Below are 22,612 nucleotides of genomic sequence, written 5' to 3' on the forward strand. Positions count from 1 at the left end.
CGCCCTCCGACAGAGAGGCGAGCACCGTCGCTAAAATCGCCTCCTCACCCCGCACAAGGCGCGGATATTCTCCGGGCCTTGCGCTTATTATGCCGGCTTGCGGGCGCGCAGCAGAAAGATCATCGGCCGCTCTTTTTCCTCATCCAGCCCCGGCTGGGCGGCGATTTGCTCCGCCGTTGGCCCCCATTCATCGAGATGCTCAATCACAAAACCGGCGGCAATCAGCAGGTTTATCCAGCTGGCCAGCTTCCGGTGCTGTTTTTTCACCCCGTCGGCAAACCAGTTGCTGATTCGCTCTCCCTCTTGCTGATAGTGACTCACCGGCCAGATTTTCTGCCCGGCGTCATCTTTCTGCCAGCCCTGGCGTAGCGGGGCGGTGTAGACAGGGTGTTCAGCGGAAAAGAGCAGCGTGCCGCCGGGGGTCAGCGCCTGGTAAATCACGGCGAACAGCGGGGCGACATCGGGGAGATAGTGCAGAGCTAGCGAACTGTAGACCAGCTCGCATGAGTCGGCCGGCAGGGTCAGCCTCTGCAAATCTTCACAGCGGTAGTCAATATCGTCCCCCTGGCCCATTTCGCGCGCGCGGTCGAGCATCCGGCTGGAAAGATCAACGCCGGTCACCTGCGCGGCACCTTGTTCACGCGCCCAGCGGCAAAACCAGCCGTAGCCGCAGCCGAGATCGACGACGCGCAGGCCGCGTAAAGGTGGCAGCATACGTTGAATGGCCGGCCACTCCGGCGCGCCGTCAAGCCCTTTTACCGATCGGTCGAGAGTGGCATATCCTGCAAAAAAATCAGGATCATCGTAGATATTCTGGCTCATTATCACTCCATGAATTATTTGATTATTTTTAATTATCCAGGTGTTTAGTCACACACTTTACTAAACGGCTTAATTTCATTTAACTTAGTATAACCAACCTTGTTTAGTTACCTGACCTGTCTAATGAATCTTACTCTGAGAAAAAGCGTATTGGCTGGGTTCCCCCTGGTCATCGCTCTGGCTGGCTGCGCGCCGTCCCATGATATTGGCGCTCCGCCGCAGCAGCAGACACCTGCCTCTCATGTGTCAATGGATCTGCCCGCAGCGGTTAAAAACGGCTGGCCGCAAAGCAACTGGTGGCAGGATTACCACGATCCGCAGCTGAATAATCTGATCCAGCGCGCCCTGGCGAATGCCCCGGATATGCAGATTGCCAATCAGCGTATCAAGCTGGCGGAAGCCCAGGCACGTATGTCGCAAGCCAGTCTTGGGCCGGAGATGGATTTCTCTGCCAATGTTGAACGGCAGAAAATGTCGGCGGAGGGGCTGATGGGGCCGTTTGCAACGGATACCGACGGCAATACCGGGCCCTGGTACACCAACGGCACCTTTGGCCTGACGGCGGGCTGGGATCTCGATCTGTGGGGGAAAAACCGGGCGCTGGTGAAAGCCCGCATCGGTGAACTCAAAGCGCAGGTGGCGGAAGAGGCGCAAACCCGCGAGCTGCTGGCCAGCAGCGTGGCGCGACTCTACTGGCAGTGGCAGACCGAAGCCGCGGTGAAAACCGTGCTCCAGCAGGTGAAAAGCGAACAGAATAATATTGTCAGCGTAGACCAGGCGCTGTATCAGCGCGGGATCACCAACTCGGCCGAAGGGGCTGAAAACGATATCAATGTCAGTAAAACCGACCAGCAGCTGGCGGACGTTGCGGGCAACATGAAAGAGATCGAAGCGCGTCTGATGGCGCTGACCAACAGCCAGAGTCAGGCGCTGAATCTGCATCCGGTTAATCTGCCGCAGGTGAGCGCGCAGATGCCGACGGAGTTGGGGTATGAGCTGCTGGCGCGCCGCCCGGATCTGCAGGTGGCCCACTGGTATATCGAGGCCTCGCTGAGTGAGGTTGATGCGGCGAAAGCGGCGTTCTATCCGGACATCAACCTGATGGCCTTCCTGCAGCAGGATGCGCTGCACCTCAGCGATCTGTTCCGCCATTCCGCCCAGCAGATGGGGCTGTCCGCTGGCTTGACGCTGCCTGTCTTTGATAGCGGCAGACTGAATGCCAACCTCGATATTGCCAGCGCGCAGAATAATCTGTCGGTGGCAAAATATAACAAAGCGGTTGTTGACGCGGTGAACCAGGTGGCGAAGACCGCCAGCCAGGTTGAGACTCTGATGGAGAAGAACCAGCAGCAGCAGCAGGTTGAAAAAGATGCGCAGCGGACGGTGAATCTGGCGGAGGCCCGCATGAGCGCCGGGATTCTTCCCGGGTCACGTGTCAGTATGGCCAGACTGCCTGCGCTGCAGGAGCGTATTACCGCGCTGCGCCTGCGCGGCCAGTGGCTGGATGCCAGCATTCAGCTGACCTCAGCGTTGGGCGGCGGCTACCACCAGACCACAAAATAAACCGCCGGCGCAGACCGGCTTCACCCGCGCATCGGGGTTACCCCGGTGCGCTTTGTCCGTTGCCGCTACTCTTTCTTTTTCGCCTCGCGGCGTCTGAACCACCAGTGCGCGGCCACCACCAGCGCGACCACCAGAATCAGCCAAATCCAGTGCTTCAGATGCGCATCAAGATGATGCAGCCACGGTCCAATGGCCTCCCCACCCAGATAGCCCAGCGTGGTGAATATCAGCGCCCACACCAGCGCGCCGAGAACATTCAGCGGCAGGAACACTTTGGGCGGCAGGCGGCTGGCGCCGATCAATAACGGCCCGATGACCCGGAAACCGTACATAAAACGGGTCCCAATCACAAACAGATAGGGGCGGCGCTGAATCATGCGCTGCGCTTTGCGTATCCGCGCCTGATGGTGGGAAAAGCGCTTTAGCAGCTTGCCGCCAAAACGTCGGCCCAGCAGATACAGCAGCTGATCGCCAATCATCCCGCCCAGGGCAACGGAGATAACGACCAGGGGAAATTTTAATAAACCCTGATGCGCGGCCACGCCGCCCAGCAGGGTGATGGTTTCACCTTCCGCCATGCTGCCAATGACCAGCGCAGCGTAGCCATAATGGGAAATCAGGTTATTGATATCCATACAAAAATAAACTCCCTTACCCCTTATGCTTCCGCGCATGTCTGGCGACCAATCGTGCCGGTTGTGCAGCGTGAAGAATCAACGGGATCAATCATCAATGGGTTAATCATACACCCTGGGGCTTAAAACGAGGTTAAGCGTCTCTCTCATCAGGTCGGTTTTGCTCGTCATTTTGCAGCAGGGCAGGGCTCACAACGAGCGATGGCGGCCCGAAAGGGGAGCCAGCCGCATCAAATCTCCACGAACTACGCCTACGCTGCGCTTTCTCCGCACTGTCGCCTGCAAACTGCCTGCGCGAATAGCGCATTTTTATTGCTGTACATAAACTAATCGCTCAGGGTGAATTATACTTGGATCAGTGCTGTACGAGGCCGTGACAAGGGGGATGCTATGAACCATGTCTGGGGATTATTCTCTCATCCGAATCAAGAGATGAGCGTTATCAAGAGCGAAAACGAGACGATTTCGCACCACTATACGCACCATGTGCTGGTCATGGCTGCGGTTCCGGTTATCTGCGCCTTTATCGGCACCACGCAGCTTGGCTGGAACTTTGGCGATGGCACCGTGGTAAAACTTTCGCTGATGACCGGTCTGGCGCTGGCGGTGGTGTTCTATGCCGTGATGCTGGGCGGGGTCGCGGTGATGGGGAGGATTATCTGGTGGATGGCCAGAAACTATCCGCAGCGGCCATCGCTTAAACGCTGCATGGTGTTTGCCGGGTATGTCGCCACGCCGCTGTTTCTCAGCGGGCTGGTAGCGCTTTATCCGCTGGTCTGGCTGTGTGCGCTGGTGGGGACGATCGCGCTGTGTTACACCGGCTACCTGCTGTATCTCGGCATCCCGACCTTCCTGAGCATTAATAAAGAGGAGGGGCTCAGCTTTGCCAGTTCTACCCTGGCCATCGGGGTGCTGGTGCTTGAAGTCCTGCTGGCGATAACCGTTATTCTCTGGGGATACGGCTACCGACTGTTTTAATTCTGTTGCTGAGGGTTCAGGCGACCGTCGCCTGAACCGTTTGATGAGTGAATCTATTGCCGGCATAAATGGATATTTATGCCGGCAATGCAGCATTTGCTCACGATTCTTATTAGTCAGGTCGCGTTCTGCCGGGGTATGATAGGGTTTGCCAGCGTTGCCTGTTTCCCGGCGACGCAGCGTACGTTAATAACGTGCAAGAATACTTTTCAGAATGCTCACGATGCCGAAATTTCGAGTTTCTTTGCTCAGCCTGACCTTGCTTCTGGCTGTGCCTTTTGCGCCCCAGGCGATAGCAAAAACCCCCGTGGCCGCGACGGCCCTGCAGCCGGAAATTGCTTCCGGCAGTGCGATGATCGTTGATCTCGCCAGCAAAAAGATTATTTACCAGAGCCAGCCGGATCTGGTTCGTCCCATTGCGTCGATCACCAAAGTGATGACCGCGATGGTGGTGCTGGATGCGCATCTGCCGTTAGACGAGATGCTCACCGTGGATATCAGCCACACGCCGGAGATGAAAGGCATCTATTCACGCGTGCGTCTGAACAGCCAAATCAGCCGCCGTAATATGCTGCTGCTGGCGCTGATGTCCTCCGAAAACCGCGCTGCCGCAAGCCTGGCCCACCATTATCCCGGCGGCTATGACGCCTTTATTCGCGCCATGAACGCCAAGGCCCAGGCGCTGGGCATGACCCATACTCGCTACGTTGAGCCGACGGGCCTGTCGATTCACAACGTATCGACCGCGCGCGACCTGACGAAGCTGCTGATGGCCACCGAGCAGTATCCGCTGATCGGTCAGCTGAGCACTACCAAAGAAGACACCGCCACCTTCGCCCATCCAGCCTATACGCTGCCGTTTCGCAACACCAACCACCTGGTCTATCGGGATAACTGGAATATCCAGCTGACCAAAACCGGCTTTACTAACGCCGCGGGCCACTGCCTGGTCATGAGAACGGTGATTAATCAGCGCCCGGTGGCGCTGGTGGTGATGGATGCGTTCGGCAAATATACTCACTTCGCCGACGCCAGTCGTCTGCGTACCTGGGTTGAAACCGGGAAGGTGATGCCGGTTCCGGCCTCCGCGCTGAGCTATAAAAAGCAGCGTGAGGCGCAGATGGCGGATGCGATGCTGAAAGGCGGCACGCAGACCGCGCAAAACGATTAATGCCTCTCCCCCGACTCGCGCGTGCGGGCGGGGGATTTTTTATTCCGGTATGGTTAAGTCGCCCTCGCCGAGCTGGCGCTGCATAATTAACGTATCCCGCCAGTCGCCCATCTTGTACCCGACGCTCCGCAGCTGACCCGCCACGGTAAAACCAAATTTTTTGTGAATGGCGAGCGAGCCGGCATTGTTATGCCCGTCGCCGATAATCGCCAGCATCTGCCGCCACGGGCCCTGTTCGCACTTTGCAATCAGCTGCGTGAGCAGGGCGCTGCCGATGCCGCGTCCGCCCATGCCGGACTCGACATAAATCGACTCTTCAAGCGTATAGCGATAGGCGGGGCGAGGACGGTAAAACGTCGCGTAGCAGTAGCCGACGATCGTGCCACGCCACAGCGCTACCAGCCAGGGCAGCCCGTTGTCACGCACGGTTTTGATCCGCTTGCGCATTTCATCGACGGTCGGGGGAATATCTTCGAAGGAGGCGCGTCCGTTCAGCACGTGCCAGACGTACAGCGCCGCGATGGCGTGCGCGTCATCGGGCAGGGCTTCGCGGATCTCTAATTCAGCGCCGTGTAACATATCCGCTTCGGACATGATGGGACTCCTTAACCAGGTTTGCCGGAGAGGCGTTTCTCCGGCGTGCAGCGTAATACAGAATCCCGTAACTCGTCACCCCTGATTAGTGCTCTTCAGCGCCGTGACTCCCGTTCGCCTGGCGCTCACCCCAGTACTTGTGCTTACTGGTTTTTCCGAGCCCCGGGTTCATGCTGTTGGTCGGGTCATTCTGGCGGTAGAACTGCTTTAAGCTCTCCGGCGCTTCATAGAGATGGCCGACGTTATGCTCGGCGGGGTACTGCGCGCCGCGCGCTTTCAGCAGTTCCAGCATCTTCTCTTTCAGTTCGTGGGCATCGACGCCTTTTTTGACGATGTAATCCTGATGGAAGACGTGGCACATAAAGTGACCGTAATAGAGCTTATGCACCAGCTGATTGTCTATCTCCGGCGGCAGATGCTCAAACCACTCGGTATCATTACGGCGCAGGGCGATATCCAGCGCCAGGATATCTTCCACCTCGTCGGCGTGTACCGCCTGGTAACGGATAGCGGCCCCTGCGGCGGCAAAGCGGTGAAGAAACGCTTTGCTCCCCTCTTCCGGGGTGCAGGCAAAGAAATCGCCCTCGGCATCGCGGAAGTATTCCGTCAGCCAGGTCTGGGCTTCTTCGATGCCATCGCCGGCCATTTTCAGCAGCAGGTGATGTTCATATTTATCGCGCCAGCTTTTCATCCGCTCCGGTAGATGCGCCGGGAAGACGTGTCCGAGCTTTTGCATGAAGCGGTCGGTAAAGTGGGGCTTAAACAGCGACACTTTCTCCAGCATGGCGTCGGTGCGGCCTTTCATGGTGAAGAAGAACGGCATTTTGTCGGTGCCGAGCTTATCGATCATCAGGAAGGTGTCTTTGCCGTAGCGCTCGGCGATATCGTAGATATCGCGATGCATGTATTCACCCGCCACCGGCAGATGCTGAAACTCTGCCAGAATATGACGACGGATCTCCGTCAGCACCGCCGGGCTATTGCTGCCGATGTAAAAGACCTGCTGGCGTTTTTCCGCCGGGAAGGTATCGAGGCGCGCGGCGAAGACCGCCAGCTTGCCGGCGCAGCCGGAGGATTCAAACAGGCGATCCGGGTCGGCATTGTAGCGCGCCGGGGTGTCGGCGTTGACGTCGCGCACGCGAGTGACGTAATCGTGGTCATGGGCGTGGCGGCCATCGTGCTGAATATCATCGTCCTTGATGCGGTCGTCGTCGAGGCGGCTGAGGATCTGTTCCGGCGTGGTGCCGAGATCAATCCCGAGGTGGTTCACCAGCCGCAGCTTGCCGTTTTCGTCAATCTGCGCAAATAACGACATCTCGGTGTAGGCCGGGCCGCGTTGTACCAGCGAACCGCCGGAGTTGTTGCAGATCCCGCCGATCACCGAGGCGCCGATGCAGGAAGAGCCGATCACCGAATGCGGCTCGCGACCCAGCGGCTTCAGCGCTTTTTCCAGCGAGTAGAGCGTGGTGCCCGGAAACGCCAGCACCTGTTCGCCTTTATCCAGCAGGTGCAGCTTATCGAGGCGCAGGGTGCTGATGATGACTATCTCGCGGTCATAGTCGTTGCCGCTTGGGGTTGAACCTTCGGTCAGTCCGGTGTTCGCTGCCTGCATCAAAATGATTTTATCGGCGTCGACACAGGCGCTCAGCACGCGCCACAGTTCCAGCAGGGTTCCAGGGAACACCACCGCCAGCGCGTCGCCCTGGCCGGAGCGGAAACCTTTACGGTAGCGTTGGGTTTTTGCCGGATCGGTTAACAGATGGGAGGAGCCAACCAGTCTTGCCAGTTCCGCCAGAAAATCAGAATTATTCGATGTTGGTGCCGATGACATGATCCACTCCTTGTGGTGGTAGCGAAAATATCGGGATTAAGCATAGCGCTTTGTATGACAATTTTGTGCATGAATGTGTCGAAAAATCAGAGAAGAACCTTAGCATTGTGCAGGCGTCTTGTTTATATATATGGCAAACTGCGGTTTTTATTATGTTTTGCCGTAACCCCGGCCTGAGAGAAGAGAGATAACAATGAAATGGCTCTGCACGATAGGCGTCGCCGTCAGTCTGGCGCTGCAACCCGCGTTGGCGGATGAACTGTTCGGCAATCACCCTCTAACGCCGCAGGCCCGCGATGCGTTCGTGAGTGAACTGCTCAAGAAAATGACCGTCGATGAAAAAATTGGCCAGTTAAGGCTGATCAGCGTCGGGCCGGATAACCCGAAAGAGGCGATCCGCGAGATGATCAAAGACGGCCAGGTCGGGGCAATTTTCAATACCGTGACCCGTCCGGATATCCGCGCGATGCAGGACCAGGTCATGCAGCTCAGCCGGTTGAAAATCCCGCTGTTTTTCGCCTATGACGTGATTCACGGCCAGCGTACCGTGTTCCCGATAAGCCTGGGTCTGGCCTCTTCCTTTAACCTGGATGCGGTTAACACGGTGGGGCGTATTTCGGCGTATGAAGCCGCCGACGACGGTCTCAACATGACCTGGGCGCCGATGGTCGACGTCTCCCGCGATCCGCGCTGGGGTCGCGCCTCGGAAGGCTTCGGCGAAGATACTTATCTGACCACCGAAATGGGACGGGCGATGGTCGAGTCGATGCAGGGCAAGAGCCCGGCGGATCGCTACTCGGTGATGACCAGCGTGAAGCACTTTGCCGCCTATGGCGCGGTGGAGGGGGGCAAAGAGTACAACACCGTCGATATGAGCCCGCAGCGCCTGTTCAACGACTATATGCCGCCGTATAAAGCAGGGCTGGATGCCGGGAGCGGTGCGGTGATGGTGGCGCTTAATTCGTTGAACGGCACGCCGGCGACCTCCGATGGCTGGCTGTTGAAAGAGGTGCTGCGCGATGACTGGGGCTTTAAAGGCATCACCGTCTCCGATCACGGCGCGATCAAAGAACTGATCAAACACGGCGTCGCTGCCGATCCGCAAGATGCGGTGCGGGTGGCGCTGAAGTCGGGCATCAACATGAGTATGAGCGATGAGTACTACAGCAAATACCTGCCGGGGCTGGTCAAATCCGGCAAAGTGACGATGGCTGAGCTGGATGACGCCGCCCGCCACGTGCTCAACGTTAAATATGATATGGGGCTGTTTAACGATCCGTACAGCCACCTCGGTCCGCAGGGATCCGACCCGCAGGATACCAACGCCGAAAGCCGCCTGCATCGCAAAGAAGCGCGCGAAGTCGCGCAGCAAAGTCTGGTGCTGCTGAAGAACCGTCTGGAGACGCTGCCGCTGAAAAAATCGGGGACCGTTGCGGTTATCGGGCCGCTGGCCGACAGCAAACGTGACATGATGGGCAGCTGGTCGGCGGCAGGGGTGGCGGATCAGTCGGTGACGGTACTGACCGGCATCAAAGACGCGCTGGGCGACAAAGGCAAGGTTATCTATGCCCGCGGCGCTAACGTCACCAACGATAAAGGTATTGTCGATTTCCTCAACCTGTATGAGAAAGCGGTGCAGGTCGATCCGCGCTCGCCGCAGGCGATGATCGATGAAGCGGTGGCGGCGGCGAAGCAGTCCGACGTGGTGGTGGCCGTGGTCGGCGAGGCGCAGGGCATGGCCCATGAAGCCTCCAGCCGTACCGACATCACCCTGCCACAGAGCCAGCGCGATTTGATTAGCGCCCTGAAAGCCACCGGCAAGCCGCTGGTACTGGTGCTGATGAACGGTCGTCCGCTGGCGCTGGTGAAAGAAGATCAGCAGGCTGACGCAATCCTCGAAACCTGGTTTGCCGGGACCGAAGGCGGTAACGCCATTGCCGATGTGCTGTTCGGCGATGCCAACCCGTCCGGTAAACTGCCGATGTCGTTCCCGCGCTCGGTGGGGCAGATTCCGGTGTACTACAGCCACCTGAATACCGGCCGTCCGTACAATGCCGACAAACCGAACAAATACACCTCCCGCTACTTTGATGAAGCGAATGGCCCGCTGTACCCGTTCGGCTACGGCCTGAGCTACACCACCTTTAGCGTCTCCGACGTGAAAATGTCGGCGCCGACCATGCAGCGCGACGGTAGCGTCACCGCCAGCGTGCAGGTCACCAATACCGGCAAACGCGAAGGGGCAACGGTGATTCAGCTCTATCTGCAGGATGTGACCGCTTCGATGAGCCGTCCGGTGAAAATGCTGCGCGGCTTCAAGCGCGTGACCCTCAAGCCGGGAGAGACGCAAACTGTCGCCTTCCCGATTGAAATTGACGCCCTGAAGTTCTGGAATCAGAAAATGAAATACGACGCCGAGCCGGGCAAATTCAACGTCTTTATTGGCGTCGACTCCGCCCGCGTGAAGCAGAGTGAATTCGAGCTGTTGTAACAGCGAAAGCCGCGCGTTTCACAGGCCGGGTAAAGCGCCAGCCGCCGCCCGGCAGAAACGCGGAGACAATGTTTAAAACAGCGTCGTCGTCAGTCTCAAAGGCCGAATATTCGGCCTTTTCTTTTTCCGGATGCACTAAATGAACTACGCTTTTCTCTTAAGCTCCTGTTAATGGAGCGCAAATTAAAGAGGGACGCGGGGATGATAAAGGCAAGTATCTGGTCAGGCGCGCTGGCGCTGGTCGCGCTGGTCAGCCTGCCGCTTCAGGCGGCGGAGCCGGTCAAAGTGGGCTCAAAAATTGACACCGAAGGGGCGCTGCTGGGCAATATTATTTTGCAGGTTCTGGAAAGTCATGGCGTGAAAACCGTTAATAAGGTCCAGCTGGGAACCACCCCGGTGGTGCGCGGGGCAATTACGGCGGGGGAATTAGATATTTATCCGGAATATACCGGCAACGGCGCCTTCTTTTTTAAAGACGAAAACGATCCGGCGTGGAAGAACGCGCAGCAGGGATATGAGAAGGTCAAAACCCTCGACGCGCAGAAGAATAAGCTTATCTGGCTGACCCCTGCGCCGGCAAATAACACCTGGACCATTGCCGTGCGTCAGGATCTGGCGGAAAAAAATCATCTGACCTCGCTGGCCGACCTCAGCGCCTGGCTGCAAAAAGGGGGCGACTTTAAGCTCGCGGCCTCCGCCGAATTTATCGAACGCCCGGATGCGCTCCCGGCCTTTGAAAAAGCCTACGGCTTCAAGCTCAAGCAAAGTCAGCTGCTGTCGCTGGCGGGGGGCGATACGGCGGTGACCATCAAAGCGGCGGCCCAGCAGACTTCCGGGGTGAATGCGGCAATGGCCTACGGAACCGACGGGCCGGTGGCGGCGCTGGGGCTGCAAACGCTCAGCGATCCGCAGGGCGTACAGCCGATCTATGCCCCGACCCCCGTAGTGCGCGAAGCGGTGCTGAAAGCCTATCCGCAGATTGCGCAATGGCTGCAGCCGGTCTTTGCCAGCCTTGACGAGAAAACGCTGCAACAGCTCAATGCCAGCATTGCCGTGGAAGGGCTGGACGCGAAAAAAGTTGCCGCAGATTATCTGCAGCAAAAAGGGCTGCTGAAGTAGATTATCCGTGGCTATTCGCTGTTATAACCGCGTATCGCTGCTGTTGGCCTGTCTCCTGCTGCTGGTGGTTGCTCTGCCGTTCGTCAACTATGCGCCTAACCGTCTGCTGTCCGGGGAAGGGCGCTGGCTTTGGCAACTCGCGCCGTGGTTGACGGCGGTGCAGGTCTGCGGCGCGCTGCTGCTGGTTCTTCTCTGCTGGCTACCGGGACGCAGGCCGCTGCTGCTCAGTTTGCTCATGCTGGATGCGTTGCTGGCGCTGCTGTTCTGGGGGGCGGGACAGGCGGCGGTACAGCTGGCGCACAGCGGCTCCGCGCTGGCCCGCACCTCGCCGGGAAGCGGCCTGTGGCTGGCGCTGGCGCTGTGCTTACTGCTGGCCAGCGAGACCATCCGGCGTCTGACCAGCCGGGCGCACTGGCGCTGGCTGCTCAATGTGCAAATCTGGTTGATTCCCTGCGTGCTGCTCGGCAGCGGAGCGCTGAATCAGCTCTCGCTACTGAAAGAGTATGCCAGCCGTCAGGAGGTGTTTGATGACGCGCTGCGTCAACATTTGACCCTGCTGTTTGGCACGCTGTTGCCGGGGCTGCTGATCGGGCTGCCGGTGGGCATCGGCCTCTGGCGCCGGCCGCGGTGGCAGGCCCCGGTGTTTACCTTTCTCAATGTTATTCAAACCATTCCCTCGGTGGCGCTCTTTGGCCTGCTGATCGCCCCGCTGGCCGGTCTCGCCCGCCATTTTCCCGGGCTGGCTGAGCGAGGCATTTCCGGCACCGGGATGACGCCTGCGCTGATTGCGCTGGTGCTGTATGCCTTGCTGCCGCTGGTTCGCGGGGTGGTGGCCGGTTTACAGCAGGTACCGCGCGATGCGCTGGAGAGCGCCGCGGCGATGGGGATGAGCGGCGCGCAGCGCTTCTGGCACGTGCAACTGCCGCTGGCGCTGCCGGTTCTGCTGCGCAGCCTGCGGGTGGTGAGTGTACAAACCGTCGGTATGGCGGTGGTCGCGGCCCTTATCGGCGCCGGTGGGTTTGGCGCGCTGGTCTTCCAGGGGCTGTTGAGCAGCGCCCTGGATCTGGTACTGCTGGGGGTGATGCCGACGATTGCGCTGGCGGTGGTCGTCGACGCGCTGTTTGCGCTGTGGGGAGCATTATTGAAAGGAGAGGCGGGTGATTGAATTTAACGAGGTCAACAAATCCTTCGCCGGGCTGCCGGCGGTGAAAAACCTGAACCTGCACCTGCGCGAAGGCGCATTCTCGGTCCTGATCGGCACCTCCGGCTCGGGGAAATCGACCACCCTGAAAATGATTAACCGGCTGGTCGAACATGACAGCGGCACCATCCGTTTTGCCGGGCAGGATATTCGCCAGCAGCCGGTGCTGGCGCTGCGTCGACGGATGGGCTATGCCATTCAGTCTATCGGCCTGTTTCCGCACTGGACGGTCGCGCAGAACATCGCCACCGTCCCGCAACTGCAAAAATGGCCGCAGCGCAAAATCGCCGCGCGCATTGACGAGTTAATGGCGCTGCTGGGGCTGGATCCGACGCTGCGGACGCGCTATCCGCATCAGCTCTCCGGTGGTCAGCAGCAGCGCGTTGGCGTGGCGCGGGCGCTGGCGGCTAATCCTGAAGTTCTGCTGATGGACGAACCGTTTGGCGCGCTGGATCCGGTGACCCGGGAAGCGCTCCAGCAGGAGATGATCCGCATCCATCGGCTGCTCGGGCGGACGATTGTTCTGGTGACTCACGATATTGATGAGGCGCTGCGGCTGGCGGATCACCTGGTGCTGATGGACGGTGGCGAAGTGATACAGCAGGGGGCGCCGCTGCAGATGCTGCTCGAACCTGAAAATAGCTTCGTCGAGACTTTTTTTGGCCGCAGCGAACTGGGCGTCCGGCTGCTGTCGCTGCGCGGCGTGGGCGACTATCTGCGCCGCAATGAGCGGCTTGCCGGCGATACGCTAAACGTCGCGATGACGCTGCGCGAAGCGCTGTCGCAGTTTATTGCCCATCGCCGCGAAGTCCTGCCGGTAGTGGATGAACAGGGGGAGGCATGCGGAACGCTGCATTTTGCCGATCTGCTCGGCGAGGAGGTGCGGCATGCGCGTACTTCGTGATCCGCTGCTGTGGCTGCTGGCGCTGTTTATCGCCATTTTGCTGCTGCTGCCTTACAGCACGCCGCTGTTCAGCGCGCTATTTCCTGAGCTGCCGCGCCCGGTGTATCAGCAGGAGAGTTTTGTCGCCCTGACTTTCGCCCATTGCTGGCTGGTGGCGTTTTCCAGCCTGGCTGCGACGGTGGTGGGCGTCGGGGCCGGGGTGGCGGTGACGCGTCCCGCAGGCCGCGAGTTTCGTCCATTGGTGGAGACCATTGCCGCGATGGGACAAACGTTTCCGCCGGTGGCGGTGCTGGCGATTGCCGTTCCGGTACTGGGGTTTGGCTGGCAGCCTGCGCTGATTGCGCTGGCGCTGTATGGCATATTGCCGGTCCTGCAGGGGACCCTGGCCGGGCTGAGCGCCGTGCCGCCGGGGGTAGTGAGTATCGCCAAAGGAATGGGCATGACGGGCTGGCAGAGACTGATCGGCGTGGAGCTGCCGCTGGCCGCGCCAGTGATGCTGGCCGGTATCCGGACATCGACCATTGTCAATATCGGTACGGCGACCATTGCGTCAACGGTCGGGGCGAATACGCTCGGCACGCCGATTGTTATCGGCCTGAGCGGATTCAATACGGCTTATGTCATTCAGGGAGCGCTGCTGGTGGCGCTGGCGGCGATTATCGTCGATCGCGGTTTTGAACGCTTGAACCGGCGAATCAGCCGACACCACCGCGTACAATAAACGAGTAACCGGCCAGCATGACGCCGCCGATGCCGCTGATGGCCATGAATAAGAAGAGGGTGATAACCGCAATTTTCGCTGGCTTCATAATAGGCTCCTGATGTTAACGGAGGGATTATACGGTGAAGCACAGGTGTTAATGAAACATTAATTGCTATTTAGCCAGATAACGTGCCCCTGCTGCTGCCAGGCCTCGAGCTGCTCCTGCTGCGCCAGGGTCGGGGTTTCGCCGCACCATACCAGCAAGGTGCTGTCAGGAAACAGATCGGGGCGGATCTGCGTCAGAGAGTGGGGGAGGACATCGACCCGCCAGCCTTGTTCGCAGGCGATCCAACCCTCCAGCCACAGCCGCGTGGTGTCGTTGACATTCCAGCCGAGCACCAGCGCATGGCTGCCCGGACGTTTCCAGGTGCTGGCGAGGCTGTGCGCGACATGGTTAATGAGAATTCCGTCGAGGACGCTGCGTAACGCGGTAAGCGTCGGCTGCGGGCTGAGCAGGCGGTGGCGTAAGGGGATAAACAGATGGTTGACCAGGGTCAGCGCCGTATAGCTATGGCTGCGCTCTTTGATCCACAGTCGCAAACGGTGGTAGCTGCCGTCGTGGAGATACCCCAGCAGAATCTCCTGCTGCTCCCGCCAGCCGTCTTCTTCTCCACTCGCGCTGTCGTTAAGCAAGGTTTTGACCTTACCCACCTGAACGCCGGAATCAATCCAGCGCTTAATCTCGCGGATACGGTCAATTTCCTGTTCGTTAAACAGGCGGTGCCCTCCGTCGGTGCGCTGCGGTTTCAGCAATCCATAGCGCCGTTGCCAGGCGCGAAGCGTTACGGGGTTGATGTCACAGAGTTGAGCCACTTCACCAATTGTATAAAGCGCCATATATTCCCTCCCGCAAAGTCTCCCCTATAACTGTAGAAGCTGTTTGCGGAAGAGGAAATATTCGTTCATTTTTTGTTCGCTTAATCGACGGGAGGCGGGCAAGAAGTGTGATCCTGACCATGATTTGCGATTTTCTTGTAGTGCTTCAAAGAAAGTGATGACCCGGCAGTGTATGTTACGCGCTTTCGAGTGAAGCGTGGTCTGTGGGTATGTACGAGTTTGATCTGGTGTTGTTGCTGCTTCAGCAGATGTGCGTGTTTTTGGTCATTGCGTGGCTGATGAGCAAGACACGGCTGTTCATCCCGCTGATGCAGGTGACCGTTCGTCTACCGCATAAGCTGCTGTGCTACGTGACCTTCTCCATTTTCTGCATTATGGGGACCTATTTTGGTCTGCATATCGAAGACTCGATCGCCAATACCCGCGCCATCGGCGCCGTGATGGGCGGCCTGCTCGGTGGCCCGGTCGTCGGCGGCCTGGTGGGGCTGACCGGCGGGCTGCATCGCTACTCGCTCGGCGGCATGACGGCATTAAGCTGTATGGTTTCGACGATTGTCGAAGGGCTGCTGGGCGGCCTGGTCCACAGCGTGCTGGTCAAGCGCGGGCGGCCGGATAAGGTCTTCAGCCCGCTCACCGCCGGCGCGATCACCTTCTTTGCCGAGCTGGTGCAGATGATGATCATTTTGCTGATCGCCCGGCCGTTTCAGGACGCGCTGCATCTGGTGCAAAGCATCGCCGCGCCGATGATGGTCACCAACACCGTGGGCGCCGCGCTGTTTATGCGTATCCTGCTGGATAAGCGGGCGATGTTTGAGAAGTACACCTCGGCTTTTTCCGCTACCGCCCTCAAGGTGGCGGCCTCGACCGAGGGGATCCTGCGCCAGGGGTTCAACGAAGAGAATAGCATGAAGGTGGCGCAGGTGCTGATTCAGGAGCTCGATATCGGCGCGGTGGCCATTACCGATCGCGACAAGCTGCTGGCGTTTACCGGTATTGGCGACGACCACCACCTGCCGGGCAAACCTATCTCTTCATCCTATACGCAAAAAGCGATTGATAGCGGCGAAGTGGTGTATGCCGACGGCAATGAAGTCCCTTACCGCTGTTCTATTCACCCCAACTGTAAGCTGGGGTCGACGCTGGTTATCCCGCTGCGCGGTGAAAACCAGCGGGTGATCGGCACCATTAAGCTGTATGAAGCGAAAAACCGCCTGTTCAGCTCCATCAACCGCACGCTCGGGGAGGGGATCGCCCAGCTGCTGTCGGCACAAATCCTCGCCGGGCAGTATGAACGACAGAAGGCGCTGCTGACGCAATCGGAGATCAAGCTGCTCCACGCGCAGGTGAATCCCCATTTTCTGTTTAATGCCTTGAATACCCTGAAGGCGGTGATTCGCCGCGACAGCGATCAGGCCGGGCAACTGGTGCAGTACCTGTCGACCTTTTTCCGCAAGAATCTGAAGCGGCCGTCGGAGTTTGTGACGCTGGCGGATGAGATTGAGCACGTGAATGCTTATCTGCAAATTGAGAAAGCGCGTTTCCAGGCCAATTTACAGATTCAGATGCTGGTGCCCGACGCGCTGGCTCACCATCAGCTGCCGGCGTTTACGCTGCAGCCCATTGTTGAAAACGCCATTAAACACGGCACGTCGCAGCATCTCGGGGTAGGGGAAATTACCATTCGCGCCAGCCAGCACCAGCGCTGGCTGCAGTTAGATATTGAGGATAACGCCGGCCTGTACCAGCACAATCCCAACGCCAGCGGGCTGGGAATGAGTCTGGTGGACCGCCGTTTACGGGCGCGCTTCGGCGCCGACTGCGGCATTACCGTGACCTGTGAAGCGGAACGTTTCACCCGCGTCACGCTGCGACTGCCTCTGGAGGAGAATGCGTGTTAAAAGTGTTGATAGTTGATGATGAACCGCTGGCACGAGAAAATCTGCGTGTTTTACTGGAGTCCGCCAGCGACATTGAGATAGTCGGGGAGTGCGGCAACGCGGTGGAAGCGATTGGCGCGGTGCACAAGCTGCGCCCGGACGTGCTGTTTCTCGATATTCAGATGCCGCGCATCAGCGGCCTGGAAATGGTCGGGATGCTCGATCCTGAACACCGGCCTTACATCGTGTTTCTGACCGCTTTTGACGAGTATGCGGTGAAGGCCTTCGAAGAGCATGCCTTTGATTATCTGCTGAAACCCATCGAAGCCCAGCGGCTGGAGAAAACCCTGGTGCGCCTGCGTCAGGAGCGCAGCCTGCAGGATATCTCGCTGCTCGACGATACCCAGCAGGCGCTGAAATATATTCCCTGTACCGGCCACAGCCGCATCTGGCTGCTGCAGATGGAGGATGTCGCCTTTGTCAGCAGCCGGATGAGCGGAATTTACGTCACCGACCGCGAGGGGAAGGAGGGGTTTACCGAGCTGACCTTACGCACCCTTGAGAGTCGGACGCCGCTGCTGCGCTGTCATCGGCAATATCTGGTGAATATGGCTCACCTGAAAGAGATTCGCCTTGAGGAAAACGGCCAGGCGGAGCTGCTGATGCGGGCCGGGCAAACGGTGCCGGTGAGCCGTCGCTACTTAAAAAGTCTGAAAGAGGCGATTGGTCTGTAAAACGACGGAATCATGGTAGACTTAGCGCCAGCATTTTTCATCATGAAGGCATTATGATCAGTAACGATATCTTACGTAGCCTGCGCTACACCCTGAAAACCAATAATAACGACCTGGTGCGCATTTTTGCGCTGGGCGATTCCGTCGTCAGCGCAGAGCAGCTGGTACCGTGGCTGAAAAAGGAGGACGAAGAGGGCTTCCAGCGCTGCCCGGACATTATGCTGTCGATCTTCCTTAACGGCCTGATCTACGACAAGCGCGGCAAAGATGAGGCGGCTCCGCCGCTGGCGGTTGAGCGCCGGGTGAATAACAATATCGTGTTGAAAAAGCTGCGCATTGCCTTTTCGCTGAAGAGCGATGATATCCTCGCCATTCTGACCCAGCAGAAGTTTCGCGTGTCGATGCCGGAAATTACCGCCATGATGCGTGCGCCGGATCATAAGAATTTCCGCGAATGCGGTGACCAGTTTCTGCGCTATTTCCTGCGCGGTCTGACCGAGCGCGTACACGCTAAGTCCTGAATTACCTGCCCGCTGAACGGTCCCGGCTTGCGCCATGCTTAGCCGGGCCACCACGACCGGGCCGGGCGATGACAGGCGCAATTTTCTGTGTCCGTGTTGCCCGGGTAAGGATGTTACGTCGCCACCCGGGAATGCTCTCCGGTCTATTTCACTTCCTGAAACCCCTGCTCTTTGAGCAATTTCTCTGATTCCGCCATCGAAACATCCTTGAGCGCGCAGTGGGTTACCATTGAGCCGGGCAGCTTACACAGTTCGCTGATGTTGGCCCGGGTAAAATCCACGCTGAGATGTTCCAGCGCCTCGGTATCTTTGTAATCGATGTTCTGTTCCACGCCTTTAACGTCGAGATAAACGCTTCTCATCGGCTCAATTAATGCCCGCGCCTGCTCCTGATTCGCCGCGCCGATGGTCTGATAGGGAATGGTGTTATTGGCTTCCTGGCGCAGGACTTTGTCGCCGACATAATGGTAGGTAAACACCAGCCCGACGCCGTTTTCCATCCGGGTGAAGGTTTTGCTCTTTTCGTCGGGATTATCGCAGCCTGCGAGGCCGACAATCACCAGCGAAGCCGCCAGAGCGGTCACCATCCTGCGGTAAATATTCATCACGGTCCCTTGGTTGATAGTGAATGGCGTACCGGTTTTTCAATCGGCAGACAGGTTGATTATTGTCAGGATTGCGATAGCGCGCAACGCACAGAAAAGGCAGGAGAGGGCAGAATCGTCAGGCGGTGGAGGCGCGGAAGGGACAAAAAAAGCGCTGCCGGAGCAGCGCTTGATGCGGGATTATTTTACCTGCTGACCCGGCTGGGCGCCGCTGTCAGGGCTTAACAGGAAGATATCCTTCCCGCCAGGGCCCGCAGCCATCACCATACCTTCCGAGATGCCGAAGCGCATTTTACGCGGCGCCAGGTTGGCCACCATTACCGTCAGGCGACCGATCAGCACCTGCGGATCCGGGTAGGCGCTACGAATGCCGGAGAAGACGTTACGTTTCTCGCCGCCCAGATCGAGGCTCAGGCGCAGCAGCTTGTCAGAACCGTCGACAAATTCGGCGTTTTCAATCAGCGCGATGCGCATGTCCACTTTGGCGAAATCGTCAAAGGTGATGGTGTCCTGAATCGGATCGTCCGCCAGCGGGCCGGTTACCGGCGCGGCGGTGGCTTTCACCTCTTCTTTCGACGCTTCGACCAGGGCTTCAACCTGCTTCATCTCGATGCGGTTGTACAGCGCCTTGAAGGCATTGACCTTATGCGACAGCAGCGGCTGCTGGATAGCATCCCAGTTCAGTTCGCTGTTGAGAAAGGCTTCGGCACGCGCGGTCAGCTGCGGCAGGACCGGCTTGAGCCAGGTCATCAGCACGCGGAACATATTCAGGCCCATGGTGCAGATGGCCTGCAGATCGGCGTCGCGGCCTTCCTGCTTAGCAACCACCCACGGGGCCTGCTCGTCAACGTAGCGGTTAGCCACGTCGGCCAGCGCCATGATTTCACGGATGGCTTTACCGAACTCACGGCTGTCCCACGCTTCGCCAATGCTTGCTGCCGCATCGGTGAAGGTTTTGTACAGCGCCGGATCGGCCAGCTCAGCGGACAGCATGCCGTCGAAACGCTTATTGATAAAACCGGCGTTGCGCGAGGCGAGGTTAACCACTTTGTTGACGATGTCGGCGTTTACGCGCTGCACGAAATCTTCCAGGTTCAGATCGATATCATCGATGCGGGAAGAGAGCTTGGCGGTGTAGTAATAACGCAGGCTGTCGGCGTCAAAATGGTTCAGCCAGGTGCTGGCCTTGATAAAGGTGCCGCGTGATTTGGACATCTTAGCGCCGTTGACGGTGACGTAACCGTGAACGAACAGGTTGGTCGGCTTGCGGAAACCGCTGCCTTCCAGCATCGCCGGCCAGAACAGGCTGTGGAAGTAGACAATATCTTTGCCGATAAAGTGATACAGCTCGGCGTCGGAGTCTTTCTTCCAGTAGGAGTCAAAGCTTTCGCTATCGCCGCGTTTGTCACACAGGTTCTTGAACGAGCCCATGTAGCCGATCGGCGCATCCAGCCAGACGTAGAAATATTTGCCCGGCGCGTTGGGGATTTCGAAGCCAAAGTACGGCGCGTCGCGGGAAATATCCCACTGCTGCAGACCGGACTCGAACCACTCCTGCATTTTGTTCGCCACCTGCTCCTGCAGTGCGCCGCTGCGGGTCCACGCCTGCAGCATTTCGCTAAAGGACGGCAGGTCGAAGAAGAAGTGCTCAGATTCACGCATCACCGGGGTCGCGCCGGAAACCACGGATTTCGGGTCGATCAGCTCAGTCGGGCTGTAGGTCGCGCCGCACACTTCGCAGTTATCGCCATACTGATCCGGTGATTTACACTTCGGACAGGTGCCTTTCACGAAACGGTCCGGCAGGAACATCCCTTTTTCCGGATCGTAAAGCTGAGAGATGGTGCGGTTTTTGATAAAACCGTTCTCTTTCAGACGGCCGTAGATCAGCTCAGACAGCTCGCGGTTCTCGTCGCTGTGCGTCGAGTGGTAGTTGTCGTAGCTAATATCAAAGCCCGCAAAATCGGTCTGATGCTCCTGACTCATTTCGCCAATCATCTGCTCAGGAGAGACGCCAAGCTGCTGAGCTTTCAGCATGATAGGCGTACCGTGGGCGTCGTCTGCACAGATGAAATTGACCTCGTTGCCGCGCATTCGCTGGTAACGGACCCAGACATCAGCCTGGATGTGCTCCAGCATGTGGCCGAGGTGGATTGAGCCGTTAGCGTACGGCAGCGCGCACGTTACCAGAATTTTCTTCGCGACTTGAGTCATAGTGAGCATTACATCTTCTGTTGTAAAAAGGGCTTTTGATATTACCAAAAGGGCACTGGGTGCGCCATAAATGGCTGACCATATATGGATAATCCTCAGCTGTGATAAACTCAATGATTACTGAAAGCCTCTCATAACAACAAAGGAGTCGGGATGAATTCGCAATCCCAGGCCAAATCCCCCGAACGTCTACGTGCGATGGTCGCCGGAACGTTGGCTAATTTCCAGCACCCCACTTTGCAGCATAATCTCACTGCGCTGAAGGCACTGCACCACGTCGCCTGGCTCGACGATACCGTGCATATCGAGATCCAGATGCCGTTCGTCTGGCACAGTGCTTTTGAAGATTTAAAAGAGCAATGTAGCGCCGACCTGCTGCGCATTACCGGCGCGCAGGCGATTGACTGGAAGCTGTCGCATAACATTGCCACGCTGAAGCGGGTAAAAAATCAGCCGGGCGTCAACGGGGTCAAAAATATTATTGCCGTCAGCTCCGGCAAAGGTGGGGTGGGTAAATCCTCCACGGCGGTGAACCTGGCGCTGGCGCTGGCCGCGGAAGGGGCGAAAGTCGGGATCCTCGATGCCGATATTTATGGTCCGTCGATTCCCACCATGCTCGGTGCGGAAGATCAGCGTCCCACCTCGCCAGACGGCACCCATATGGCGCCGATCATGAAATTTGGCCTCGCCACCAACTCCATCGGCTATCTGGTGACCGACGATAACGCCATGGTATGGCGCGGGCCGATGGCCAGCAAGGCGCTGCTGCAGATGCTGCAGGAGACGCTGTGGCCGGATCTGGATTATCTGGTGCTGGATATGCCGCCAGGCACCGGCGACATTCAGCTGACCCTTGCGCAGAATATTCCGGTCACCGGCGCGGTGGTGGTGACCACGCCGCAGGATATCGCGCTGATCGATGCGAAAAAAGGCATCGTGATGTTTGAGAAGGTGGAAGTGCCGGTCCTCGGTATCGTCGAAAACATGAGTATCCATATTTGCAGCAACTGTGGTCATCATGAGCCGATTTTCGGCACCGGCGGCGCTGAAAAGCTGGCGGAGCAATACCACACTCAGCTGCTGGCCCAGCTGCCGCTGCACATCAATTTGCGTGAAGATCTGGATAACGGTAAGCCGACCGTTGTTGCCCGCCCGGAGAGCGAGTTCACCGAAATTTACCGTCAGCTGGCGGGACGCGTGGCGGCCCGGCTCTACTGGCAGGGGGAAGTGATTCCCGGTGAGATTGCCTTCCGCGCGGTGTAGCGTCGGCGGATAGCACAACGCCCTGTACTTTTCTGATCCGCGGCGGACAGCAAAAGGACAGGGCGTTTTTGTTGGTCCGTCCGGCGACGGACCGTCAGCCATTAGTGCTGATAGAAGATTTCGCCGTCGTAAATTTTGACAATTTTACCTTCGGTATCGGTGATCAGCACGTAGCTGCCGCCCATATAGGTGTAGTGAGTACCGGCGTCCGGCGCGGGCAGGTTACGCTGCTGCCACTGTTTAATGGTGTATTCTGGCGTCAGATAAAGCGGCGGTACGGTGTCGCCTACGCGAAACTGCGTGAAGTCTGCGGTGAAACCATCAAGTTCATATTTTTGTACGCCGCTGGTGGAGGCTGCCCAGACGGTACTGGTGCTGGCCAACAGTACGCCCAGAAGCATCATTTTTGTTTTACGCATAATTTCCTCATTATTATCCTGGATTACCCTGGACACAAAATCGCAGCCTCGTATCATTCCTGAAGCATGG

21 protein-coding genes are annotated in these 22,612 nt (G+C 58.2%); 12 read left to right on the top strand and 9 right to left on the bottom strand.

All coding sequences use genetic code 11. From position 1 onward, the window contains the following. Window positions 1-87: 87 nt before the first annotated feature. A complete protein-coding gene (locus AC007G_RS09550; protein WP_047663316.1) occupies window positions 88-822 on the bottom strand; it encodes a class I SAM-dependent methyltransferase in 735 nt (244 codons plus the stop codon). A 123-nt stretch (window positions 823-945) separates the two neighbouring features. On the opposite strand from AC007G_RS09550, the gene mdtQ reads away from it, so the two are divergent. Then, window positions 946-2,385 carry a multidrug resistance outer membrane protein MdtQ gene (gene mdtQ, locus AC007G_RS09555; RefSeq protein ID WP_032695430.1) on the top strand — a complete coding sequence of 480 codons (1,440 nt, stop codon included), beginning with the start codon at window positions 946-948 and terminating at the stop codon, window positions 2,383-2,385. A gap of 65 nt (window positions 2,386-2,450) precedes the next feature. Here mdtQ and AC007G_RS09560 read toward each other — a convergent pair whose 3' ends face one another. Beyond that, window positions 2,451-3,020: a DedA family protein gene (locus AC007G_RS09560; protein WP_032686719.1), complete on the bottom strand. Its 570-nt coding sequence runs from the start codon at window positions 3,018-3,020 to the stop codon at window positions 2,451-2,453. Window positions 3,021-3,410: 390 nt separating this feature from the next. On the opposite strand from AC007G_RS09560, the gene AC007G_RS09565 reads away from it, so the two are divergent. Further along, a complete protein-coding gene (locus AC007G_RS09565) occupies window positions 3,411-3,998 on the top strand; it encodes a Yip1 family protein (RefSeq protein ID WP_032686721.1) in 588 nt (195 codons plus the stop codon). 223 nt (window positions 3,999-4,221) lie between these two features. Then, window positions 4,222-5,169 carry a D-alanyl-D-alanine endopeptidase gene (pbpG, locus tag AC007G_RS09570; protein WP_032699124.1) on the top strand — a complete coding sequence of 316 codons (948 nt, stop codon included), beginning with the start codon at window positions 4,222-4,224 and terminating at the stop codon, window positions 5,167-5,169. A gap of 39 nt (window positions 5,170-5,208) precedes the next feature. Here pbpG and AC007G_RS09575 read toward each other — a convergent pair whose 3' ends face one another. Together AC007G_RS09575 and dld are read right to left on the bottom strand one after the other, a co-directional pair. Beyond that, window positions 5,209-5,763 carry a GNAT family N-acetyltransferase gene (locus AC007G_RS09575; protein WP_004864731.1) on the bottom strand — a complete coding sequence of 185 codons (555 nt, stop codon included), beginning with the start codon at window positions 5,761-5,763 and terminating at the stop codon, window positions 5,209-5,211. An 85-nt stretch (window positions 5,764-5,848) separates the two neighbouring features. Further along, a complete protein-coding gene (dld, locus tag AC007G_RS09580; protein ID WP_032686723.1) occupies window positions 5,849-7,594 on the bottom strand; it encodes a D-lactate dehydrogenase in 1,746 nt (581 codons plus the stop codon). A 193-nt stretch (window positions 7,595-7,787) separates the two neighbouring features. Here dld and bglX point away from each other — a divergent pair, with 193 nt between their 5' ends. The 5 genes from bglX (at window position 7,788) to AC007G_RS09605 (ending at window position 14,030) form a co-directional block, all read left to right on the top strand. Then, complete coding sequence (bglX, locus tag AC007G_RS09585; protein WP_032699127.1) at window positions 7,788-10,085, top strand: beta-glucosidase BglX; 2,298 nt, start codon at window positions 7,788-7,790, stop codon at window positions 10,083-10,085. A 201-nt stretch (window positions 10,086-10,286) separates the two neighbouring features. After that, on the top strand, window positions 10,287-11,204 hold the full coding sequence (osmF, locus tag AC007G_RS09590; protein WP_064384759.1) for a glycine betaine ABC transporter substrate-binding protein OsmF: 918 nt from the start codon (window positions 10,287-10,289) through the stop codon (window positions 11,202-11,204). A gap of 7 nt (window positions 11,205-11,211) precedes the next feature. Beyond that, on the top strand, window positions 11,212-12,369 hold the full coding sequence (locus tag AC007G_RS09595) for an ABC transporter permease (RefSeq protein ID WP_032695427.1): 1,158 nt from the start codon (window positions 11,212-11,214) through the stop codon (window positions 12,367-12,369). Continuing rightward, the gene (locus tag AC007G_RS09600; RefSeq protein ID WP_032699133.1) at window positions 12,362-13,309 is read left to right on the top strand and encodes an ABC transporter ATP-binding protein; all 948 of its coding nucleotides are present in this window, start codon (window positions 12,362-12,364) and stop codon (window positions 13,307-13,309) included. Before AC007G_RS09595 ends, AC007G_RS09600 begins: the two co-directional genes overlap by 8 nt. Further along, window positions 13,293-14,030 carry an ABC transporter permease gene (locus AC007G_RS09605; RefSeq protein WP_032686728.1) on the top strand — a complete coding sequence of 246 codons (738 nt, stop codon included), beginning with the start codon at window positions 13,293-13,295 and terminating at the stop codon, window positions 14,028-14,030. The genes AC007G_RS09600 and AC007G_RS09605 overlap by 17 nt, the downstream gene beginning before the upstream one ends. Here AC007G_RS09605 and AC007G_RS09610 read toward each other — a convergent pair. Further along, a complete protein-coding gene (locus AC007G_RS09610; protein ID WP_004103838.1) occupies window positions 14,005-14,118 on the bottom strand; it encodes a protein YohO in 114 nt (37 codons plus the stop codon). The two genes, AC007G_RS09605 and AC007G_RS09610, sit on opposite strands and share 26 nt — an antisense overlap. A gap of 59 nt (window positions 14,119-14,177) precedes the next feature. After that, window positions 14,178-14,909, bottom strand: a complete 732-nt coding sequence (locus AC007G_RS09615) for a MerR family transcriptional regulator (protein WP_032686729.1) — start codon at window positions 14,907-14,909, stop codon at window positions 14,178-14,180. Window positions 14,910-15,118: 209 nt separating this feature from the next. On the opposite strand from AC007G_RS09615, the gene AC007G_RS09620 reads away from it, so the two are divergent. The 3 genes from AC007G_RS09620 to AC007G_RS09630 are packed head-to-tail and all read left to right on the top strand — an operon-like array spanning window position 15,119 to window position 18,041. Then, window positions 15,119-16,807: a sensor histidine kinase gene (locus AC007G_RS09620; protein ID WP_032686730.1), complete on the top strand. Its 1,689-nt coding sequence runs from the start codon at window positions 15,119-15,121 to the stop codon at window positions 16,805-16,807. Further along, window positions 16,801-17,520, top strand: coding sequence for a two-component system response regulator BtsR (btsR, locus tag AC007G_RS09625; RefSeq protein ID WP_032686731.1), 720 nt, complete (start codon window positions 16,801-16,803; stop codon window positions 17,518-17,520). Before AC007G_RS09620 ends, btsR begins: the two co-directional genes overlap by 7 nt. Window positions 17,521-17,573: 53 nt before the next feature. Next, the gene (locus tag AC007G_RS09630; RefSeq protein ID WP_142629992.1) at window positions 17,574-18,041 is read left to right on the top strand and encodes a YehS family protein; all 468 of its coding nucleotides are present in this window, start codon (window positions 17,574-17,576) and stop codon (window positions 18,039-18,041) included. A gap of 143 nt (window positions 18,042-18,184) precedes the next feature. Here AC007G_RS09630 and AC007G_RS09635 read toward each other — a convergent pair whose 3' ends face one another. Beyond that, window positions 18,185-18,646, bottom strand: a complete 462-nt coding sequence (locus tag AC007G_RS09635) for a YehR family lipoprotein (protein WP_032686733.1) — start codon at window positions 18,644-18,646, stop codon at window positions 18,185-18,187. Between the two features lie 180 nt (window positions 18,647-18,826). Further along, window positions 18,827-20,860, bottom strand: coding sequence for a methionine--tRNA ligase (metG, locus tag AC007G_RS09640; RefSeq protein ID WP_142630084.1), 2,034 nt, complete (start codon window positions 20,858-20,860; stop codon window positions 18,827-18,829). Window positions 20,861-21,013: 153 nt separating this feature from the next. Here metG and apbC point away from each other — a divergent pair, with 153 nt between their 5' ends. Then, window positions 21,014-22,123: an iron-sulfur cluster carrier protein ApbC gene (apbC, locus tag AC007G_RS09645; RefSeq protein ID WP_032686734.1), complete on the top strand. Its 1,110-nt coding sequence runs from the start codon at window positions 21,014-21,016 to the stop codon at window positions 22,121-22,123. A gap of 101 nt (window positions 22,124-22,224) precedes the next feature. On the opposite strand, the gene AC007G_RS09650 is transcribed toward apbC, so the two are convergent. Beyond that, complete coding sequence (locus tag AC007G_RS09650; protein WP_004864698.1) at window positions 22,225-22,542, bottom strand: RcnB family protein; 318 nt, start codon at window positions 22,540-22,542, stop codon at window positions 22,225-22,227. Window positions 22,543-22,612: the final 70 nt, after the last annotated feature.

It is taken from the genome of Klebsiella sp. CSG-1 (genome assembly GCF_056521145.1).

Bases quoted from the DNA above. Each gene is read 5' to 3' on its own strand.
- AC007G_RS09620 (WP_032686730.1), top strand. From the start codon at position 15,119: ATGTACGAGTTTGATCTGGTGTTGTTGCTGCTTCAGCAGATGTGCGTG.
- AC007G_RS09610 (WP_004103838.1), bottom strand. From the start codon at position 14,118: ATGAAGCCAGCGAAAATTGCGGTTATCACCCTCTTCTTATTCATGGCC.
- apbC (WP_032686734.1), top strand. From the start codon at position 21,014: ATGAATTCGCAATCCCAGGCCAAATCCCCCGAACGTCTACGTGCGATG.
- AC007G_RS09605 (WP_032686728.1), top strand. From the start codon at position 13,293: ATGCGCGTACTTCGTGATCCGCTGCTGTGGCTGCTGGCGCTGTTTATC.
- pbpG (WP_032699124.1), top strand. From the start codon at position 4,222: ATGCCGAAATTTCGAGTTTCTTTGCTCAGCCTGACCTTGCTTCTGGCT.
- osmF (WP_064384759.1), top strand. From the start codon at position 10,287: ATGATAAAGGCAAGTATCTGGTCAGGCGCGCTGGCGCTGGTCGCGCTG.
- AC007G_RS09650 (WP_004864698.1), bottom strand. From the start codon at position 22,542: ATGCGTAAAACAAAAATGATGCTTCTGGGCGTACTGTTGGCCAGCACC.
- AC007G_RS09565 (WP_032686721.1), top strand. From the start codon at position 3,411: ATGAACCATGTCTGGGGATTATTCTCTCATCCGAATCAAGAGATGAGC.
- AC007G_RS09630 (WP_142629992.1), top strand. From the start codon at position 17,574: ATGATCAGTAACGATATCTTACGTAGCCTGCGCTACACCCTGAAAACC.
- mdtQ (WP_032695430.1), top strand. From the start codon at position 946: ATGAATCTTACTCTGAGAAAAAGCGTATTGGCTGGGTTCCCCCTGGTC.
- AC007G_RS09635 (WP_032686733.1), bottom strand. From the start codon at position 18,646: ATGAATATTTACCGCAGGATGGTGACCGCTCTGGCGGCTTCGCTGGTG.
- dld (WP_032686723.1), bottom strand. From the start codon at position 7,594: ATGTCATCGGCACCAACATCGAATAATTCTGATTTTCTGGCGGAACTG.
- metG (WP_142630084.1), bottom strand. From the start codon at position 20,860: ATGACTCAAGTCGCGAAGAAAATTCTGGTAACGTGCGCGCTGCCGTAC.
- AC007G_RS09560 (WP_032686719.1), bottom strand. From the start codon at position 3,020: ATGGATATCAATAACCTGATTTCCCATTATGGCTACGCTGCGCTGGTC.
- AC007G_RS09550 (WP_047663316.1), bottom strand. From the start codon at position 822: ATGAGCCAGAATATCTACGATGATCCTGATTTTTTTGCAGGATATGCC.
- bglX (WP_032699127.1), top strand. From the start codon at position 7,788: ATGAAATGGCTCTGCACGATAGGCGTCGCCGTCAGTCTGGCGCTGCAA.
- AC007G_RS09615 (WP_032686729.1), bottom strand. From the start codon at position 14,909: ATGGCGCTTTATACAATTGGTGAAGTGGCTCAACTCTGTGACATCAAC.
- AC007G_RS09575 (WP_004864731.1), bottom strand. From the start codon at position 5,763: ATGTCCGAAGCGGATATGTTACACGGCGCTGAATTAGAGATCCGCGAA.